Here is a 7,012-nt window from a genome sequence, read left to right as displayed (position 1 = left end):
AAATGGCGCACATCCTTAGCGAGTCCATTTATCTTAATAAGACAAAGGGTTACTCTAAATAATTCAAGTTGCAGAAAGGTGGCAAGCGAGAGGATACGCAGCCGCAATTCATGCTAACCTGAAGCATGACGAGTAAAATCACTTAATAACGATGTAGCCCTACTATTAATAATGGCAGGATTATTTCAAGTCGGGTAAGTCGTTGTATAAGCCTTGTTTAATTCCCGCTAATGGAATCAGGTTATTAACCGCAGCGGCATAATTAACTGCTGCGACCCAACCATCATAATTGGCATTTATTTCAGCCGATTGCGCCTGAAAGACATCTTGCTCGACGGTTAATAGATCATTCAGACTGCGTTTGCCTAATTTATATTCATTTTGGTACACATCTCGCGTTTTGTGCGCGCTTTCGGATTGCGCTAAACCTGCTTCTTCACGACCCCGTGCACCGGTCCAGTTGGCATACGCCACCGACGCCCGTTGCAGCACATCCAGTTTTGCCTGTTCGACCTGCGAGGCAGAGATTTTTTGTTGCCCTTCGGCTTGTTGCACCTGAGCAGAAACCGCGCCCCCCTGATACAGCGGCGCATTGACGTTCAACTGTAACTGGTCGTCCCAGTACGAACGGTCACTGGTCTGGTAGCGCGTTTTGCCCCCCTGAATACTGAGCGTGGGCCAGTATTGCGCTTTGGTTTTTTCTACCCCGTACTGAGCCGACTGGCGTAAGTTTTCTACCGCCAGCACCAGTGGGATGGACTGATAATCGATATTTTTTAGCGATACTGGCTGTTCGGCTAATTCGCCTGGCGGCGCGGCTATCGCCTCCGGCTGTACGCCGGTCAGCACCGCCAGTTGTGCTTTGGCGCTGGCCATCTGTGCCTGATATTGCTCCAGCGTCGAGCGCATTCCGGCAATACGCGTCTGGGCCTGTAATTCATCAGAAGATGAGTTCAGCCCGGCATTGGCGCGCAGTGCCGCCATGTTATAGACATTTTCCAGCGAGTGAATATTGCGTTGCGCCGCGTCACACAAAGCCTGATAACGGCTAACTTCCATATAGGCGGTCGCCGTTTTCTCTGCGACATCGGTCAGGGTGGCCATTAATTTAAAGCGGTAGCTATCACGAGCGGCAGTTTGCAGTTTGATATTGTTGTTAGTTTTACCAAAGTCATACACCAGTTGCGTCAGGGTTATGCCATAAGAAACGTTGTTATCCAGCCTGCCGCTGGAGTCAGTTTGTCGCGACGGGCCTGCGTTGCCGGTTAAACCCACGTGCGGATACCAGGCACTTTTGGCTTCATCGATTTGCGCTTCGCCAATACCTATCTGCGCCGCCTGTTGGGTGACGTCAGGATTGCGGGCAAATGCGCGTAATATACTTTCCTGTAAGGATAAACTGGCAACCGGCGTAACCGCAGGGGCATTAGCCCATTGTGGTAACGGTGCAGCAAGCGCGTCTCCTCCCATCACAATAAAACTTATTAAAAATATCAGACCTTTATTTTTACGGTTTTTTAATTGTAATCGCGCCATAGGTAAGTCACTTCCTTCCAGGTCATTATTTTAACTGATCTTTATAACCAGCATCATTTTATTTAAGAAGGGTAATAACTTGCGCATCTCTTTCGTTTTTACTTCCCCCTTTAAAAGAAATGCAGTTGAAATGCTTATACGTCATTTATTAAGAATACACTACGACTTTTAGATTACCATCATCCTTGTTAAGAATAATCCATACCAGGAAGTGATAGAAATCACAGTTTTATCGTCTATATATCTTTTTTTTGTGAATTATTTATTAAAGGCATAAGAAAGGAGATTAATTTAAGGATAAAAATAAAAGCGCAGTACAGAAAGCACCGCGCACAGAAAAGTTTATACCGTTTTATTCCGTTTCATTACCATTGCCACAATAAGGCTTAGTAATAGTGCGCCAATAATCCACATCAGCGCACTGCTGCCCTGTGACCACAGACTGTAAATAAACCCGATGATCACCAACAACATAACCAGCGTGCCAACAACAAGGATCGGTAACGAGGCGTGAATATCATGACGCAGGCGGATAGCGACCATAAACACCGCCAGGTAGCAGATCAAAAAAGTGGCACTGGCGACGCTGGCGAGCGAGCCTAAATTCAGCGCCGCCGTCATCAGCATAATCAACACCACTACGATGATGTTTCCCCAGGTACTCTGCCGCCACAGGGATTTATTCATTAATTTCGGCAGTTCGCGCTCGCTGCCCATATTGTCCATGATGTTAAACACGGCAAACAGGTTGGCGTTGATGGCTGAGGCCGTCGCCAGTAAAGCGCCGATGACCACAATCACATAACCCACATGTCCGAGCAACGGAGAAGCGGCTTGCGCTACGGCGGTATCGGCATATTTTTCTAACTCTAATGCCGAAACATCGCTAAGTAGCACTAGTGCCAGCGCAATGTAGAGTAGCGTGGTAACGCCAATCGCCACCAGAAACGCCCGTGGCATAATGACCGCCGGATCTTTCACTTTATCCGCTGCGTTTGCCATCATGCCAAAGCCCGCATAAGCAAGGAAGGTTATCCCAATACAGGAGAAGAACGCGCCGGAGCTGGGTGGTGCAGAGACAGAAATGTGCGCTGGTTGTAGCGACCAGACGCCTGCGACGATCAACAACAACAGGATCATCATTTTGATGCCGACGAGGATCACTTCCAGCCGCCCTACCGCATGATTGCTTAAGGAGTTAAATAGTGTCATCAGCGCAATGATCGCCAGTGCGTACAGCAAAATAAGATGCTCATCCTGGCTGCCTTCATGCAAAAACTGCACGGCATAAGCGCCAAAGGCACGAGCCACCATCGCGATACTCACCGCCAGCGTCATCAGGTACAGTAACGATAGAGCCAGCGAAAAGACGCCATTACCTAATCCCCGACGAAAGAAGTCAATAATCCCGCCGTTACTGGGGTAACTCGCCCCAAGCCGCGCGTAGGCATAACCGGAAAACATCGCCACAATACCGCCAAAGGCAAAGGCGACCCAGGTCGAGGCTTCCATTAACAACGCGGCCTGCCCCAGCAGGGCAAAGATCCCCGCCCCCACCATCGCCCCAATGCCGATGGAAACGACATTCCATAGCCCGAGGGGTTTGTTATCGTTATCACCTTCCGTGTTCATCATGATCAGCCCTTAAACACGTTATAGCCGAGTTGTTTAGCGACCGATGCCACCATTTTTTGTCCGCGAACACTGTTGCCTTCTTCATCCAGCGGTGGCGAGAACGCGGCAATACCCATCACGCCAGGTACGACCGCCAGAATACCGCCGCCAACGCCGCTTTTTCCGGGCAACCCCACGCGATACGCCCAGTCACCGGAGCGACCATACAGTCCTTCCATCATCATTTCGGCCAGGATGTACGGTACATTATCGGCCTGAAGAATACGTTTTTGGCTTAGCGGATTAACACCGCCCGCCGCCAGCGTCGCGCCAAGCGTCGCCAGTTCAACGGTATTGATAAGCGTGGAGCACTGACGGGTGTACACGTCGCAGGCTTCCATCGCATCGCAATAGAGGTATCCGGAGGAATACAGTAGCCAGGCAATTGCGCGATTGTGGAAGTTGGTGGTCTGCTCTGACTGATTCACTTCATCAGAGAGCGCCACCTGCTCCCCAGCCAGTTGTTGTTGGATGTGTAAAATCCGCTGCCAGCGTTGCTCGGCATTATCGGCTTTGATCAGACTGGTAGTGGCGATAGCACCTGCATTCACCAGTGGCGACAACGGTTTGCCGCCATGAAGTTCTAAGGCGATGACTGAATTAAAAGGCAATCCGGTCGGGTCAGCGCCAATTTTGTCCTGAACCGCCTGCGAGCCGACATCTTCCAGCGCGAGGGCTAACGTACAGACTTTCGAGATGGATTCCAGCGCAAAGCGGTAATCACTGTCACCCGCGCGATAGACGCTACCATCGCAAGTCACAATAGCCACTGCCGCCAGTTGGCTGGGGACATTCGCCAGAAAGGGAATGTAATCGGCATTTTGTCCGCCGCTCAGTGAATGATATTGGGTATATGCCTGGTCCACTGCCTGCTGTAAATTTTTTGCATCTGACATCTTTTGTTAACTCCTTTTTATAGATGCGGGAGGTTATTCCTCACCCCGATGCCAATTTTCAGGCATCCTGATTTAACTTAGCACCCGCAAATTAACTACAGGAAAACAAAGAGATAATTGTCTGATTCTGATGGAAATTGAGCCAATTTTTTAATCTTCACTGACTTTTATCCTGGTGATTAATTAATTTCTTGACCTTCCCCTTGCTGGAAGGTTTACCCTTTATCTCAGTCAGTCAACACTGTCTTAAAGGAGTGAATTATGTCTCAAACAATCGACCTGACCCTGGACGGCTTGTCCTGCGGTCACTGCGTTAAACGCGTAAAAGAGAGTCTTGAGCAGCGCCCGGACGTTGAGCAGGCGGACGTGTCTATCACTGAAGCGCACGTTACCGGTACTGCCAGCGCAGAACAGCTTATCGAAACTATCAAGCAAGCGGGTTATGACGCATCAGTAAGCCACCCAAAGGCTAAACCGCTGGCGGAGTCATCAATCCCGTCGGAAGCACTGACAGCGGTTCCTGATGAGCTTCCGGCAGCGACCGCCGAAGACGATAGTCAGCAGTTGCTGCTGAGCGGCATGAGCTGCGCCAGTTGTGTCACCCGGGTGCAGAACGCGCTGCAAAGCGTACCGGGCGTCACCCAGGCACGGGTAAACCTGGCGGAGCGCACTGCGCTGGTGATGGGCAGTGCCTCCCCACAAGATTTAGTGCAGGCGGTGGAAAAAGCGGGCTACGGCGCAGAGGCGATTGAAGATGATGCTAAACGCCGCGAGCGCCAGCAGGAAACCGCCGTCGCGACTATGAAACGCTTCCGCTGGCAGGCGATTGTCGCCCTGGCGGTGGGTATCCCGGTGATGGTCTGGGGGATGATTGGCGAGAACATGATGGTCACTGCCGACAACCGCAACCTGTGGTTGGTTATCGGCCTGATTACGCTGGCGGTGATGGTTTTCGCGGGTGGGCATTTTTACCGCAGCGCATGGAAAAGCCTGCTGAACGGCGCGGCGACGATGGATACGCTGGTAGCGCTGGGTACAGGCGTGGCGTGGCTCTATTCGATGAGCGTCAACCTGTGGCCGCAGTGGTTCCCGATGGAAGCGCGACATCTTTATTACGAAGCCAGCGCGATGATTATCGGTCTGATTAATCTCGGCCATATGCTGGAAGCGCGCGCACGTCAGCGCTCTTCTAAAGCGCTGGAGAAATTACTCGATTTAACCCCGCCCACGGCACGACTGGTCACCGAAGATGGTGAAAAAAGTGTGCCGCTGGCTGAAGTGCAGCCAGGTATGTTGCTGCGCCTGACGACCGGTGATCGTGTGCCGGTAGATGGTGAGATTACCCAGGGCGAAGCGTGGCTGGATGAAGCAATGCTGACGGGTGAACCTATTCCGCAGCAAAAAGGCGAAGGCGATAGTGTCCATGCCGGGACGGTGGTGCAGGACGGCAGCGTGCTGTTTCGCGCCAGTGCGGTTGGCAGCCATACTACCTTGTCGCGGATTATTCGCATGGTGCGCCAGGCCCAGAGCAGTAAGCCGGAAATCGGCCAACTGGCGGATAAAATCTCTGCCGTGTTTGTGCCGGTAGTGGTGGTGATTGCGCTGATCAGTGCGGCAATCTGGTATTTCTTTGGTCCGGCACCGCAAATTGTTTATACCCTGGTGATTGCCACCACGGTGCTGATTATCGCCTGCCCGTGTGCGCTGGGGCTGGCAACGCCGATGTCGATTATTTCTGGTGTCGGCCGCGCGGCAGAGTTCGGTGTGCTGGTGCGTGACGCCGACGCACTGCAACGTGCCAGTACGCTGGATACCGTAGTTTTCGATAAAACCGGGACGCTGACCGAAGGGAAGCCGCAGGTTGTCACTGTGAAAACCTTTGCTGATGTTGACGAAGCGCAGGCGCTGCGTCTGGCGGCGGCACTGGAACAAGGTTCCAGCCACCCACTGGCGCGGGCAATCCTCGATAAAGCAGGCGATATGCAACTGCCACAAGTCAACGGCTTCCGCACATTGCGCGGGCTGGGCGTGAGCGGTGAAGCAGAAGGCCATGCGCTGCTGTTGGGGAATCAGGCGCTGTTAAATGATCAGCAAGTAGATACGAAAGCTATCGAAGCGGAGATTACCGCCCAGGCATCGCAAGGATCAACGCCAGTGCTGCTGGCGGTTGACGGTAAAGCGGTAGCCCTGCTGGCAGTACGCGATCCATTACGTAGTGATAGCGTGGCGGCGCTGCAACGGCTGCATAAAGCGGGATATCGTCTGGTGATGTTGACCGGGGATAACCCAACGACCGCCAATGCGATCGCCAAAGAAGCGGGGATTGATGAAGTGATTGCGGGTGTATTGCCGGATGGTAAAGCCGAAGCGATTAAACGTCTGCAAAGCGAGGGGCGTCAGGTCGCAATGGTGGGTGACGGTATTAACGACGCGCCAGCACTGGCCCAGGCGGATGTCGGTATTGCAATGGGCGGTGGGAGTGATGTTGCGATTGAAACCGCAGCGATTACTCTGATGCGCCATAGTCTGATGGGCGTTGCCGATGCGCTCGCCATCTCCCGCGCAACGCTGCGTAATATGAAGCAGAATCTGCTTGGTGCGTTTATCTATAACAGCATTGGGATCCCCGTCGCCGCCGGTATTTTATGGCCGTTCACCGGAACCTTGCTTAACCCGGTGGTTGCCGGAGCAGCCATGGCACTCTCGTCGATTACCGTGGTGAGCAACGCCAACCGGTTGCTGCGGTTTAAACCGAAAGAGTAAGTACGTCATTGCCGGATGCGCTGCTTCAGGGCGGCGCATTTGGCATTAACGCACGACTGCCGGATGCGGCGTGAACGCCTTATCCGGCCTACGGTTCGGGCACAAGTCTGTAGGCCTGATAAGACGCGTCAGCGTCGCATCAG

General features: G+C 52.7%; 4 protein-coding genes. 1 reads left to right on the top strand and 3 read right to left on the bottom strand.

Annotation, left to right across the window (positions count from 1 at the left end; translation table 11 throughout):
- Positions 1-180: 180 nt before the first annotated feature.
- The 3 genes from A31E_RS19740 to glsA all read right to left on the bottom strand — a co-directional run bounded on the left by A31E_RS19740 (position 181) and on the right by glsA (position 4,106).
- Positions 181-1,536 (bottom strand): TolC family outer membrane protein, encoded by a 1,356-nt coding sequence (locus A31E_RS19740; RefSeq protein WP_016248426.1) that lies wholly within the window; start codon positions 1,534-1,536, stop codon positions 181-183.
- A 342-nt stretch (positions 1,537-1,878) separates the two neighbouring features.
- Positions 1,879-3,171 carry an APC family permease gene (locus tag A31E_RS19745; protein WP_000982141.1) on the bottom strand — a complete coding sequence of 431 codons (1,293 nt, stop codon included), beginning with the start codon at positions 3,169-3,171 and terminating at the stop codon, positions 1,879-1,881.
- Positions 3,172-3,173: 2 nt separating this feature from the next.
- Positions 3,174-4,106 carry a glutaminase A gene (gene glsA / locus A31E_RS19750; RefSeq protein WP_001278189.1) on the bottom strand — a complete coding sequence of 311 codons (933 nt, stop codon included), beginning with the start codon at positions 4,104-4,106 and terminating at the stop codon, positions 3,174-3,176.
- 261 nt (positions 4,107-4,367) lie between these two features.
- On the opposite strand from glsA, the gene copA reads away from it, so the two are divergent.
- A complete protein-coding gene (copA, locus tag A31E_RS19755; protein WP_000083928.1) occupies positions 4,368-6,869 on the top strand; it encodes a copper-exporting P-type ATPase CopA in 2,502 nt (833 codons plus the stop codon).
- Positions 6,870-7,012: the final 143 nt, after the last annotated feature.

The sequence above is a fragment of the Escherichia sp. KTE159 genome, from assembly GCF_000408805.1.
GTDB lineage: Bacteria > Pseudomonadota > Gammaproteobacteria > Enterobacterales > Enterobacteriaceae > Escherichia > Escherichia marmotae.
This window is presented reverse-complemented; position numbering and strand designations above follow the sequence as displayed.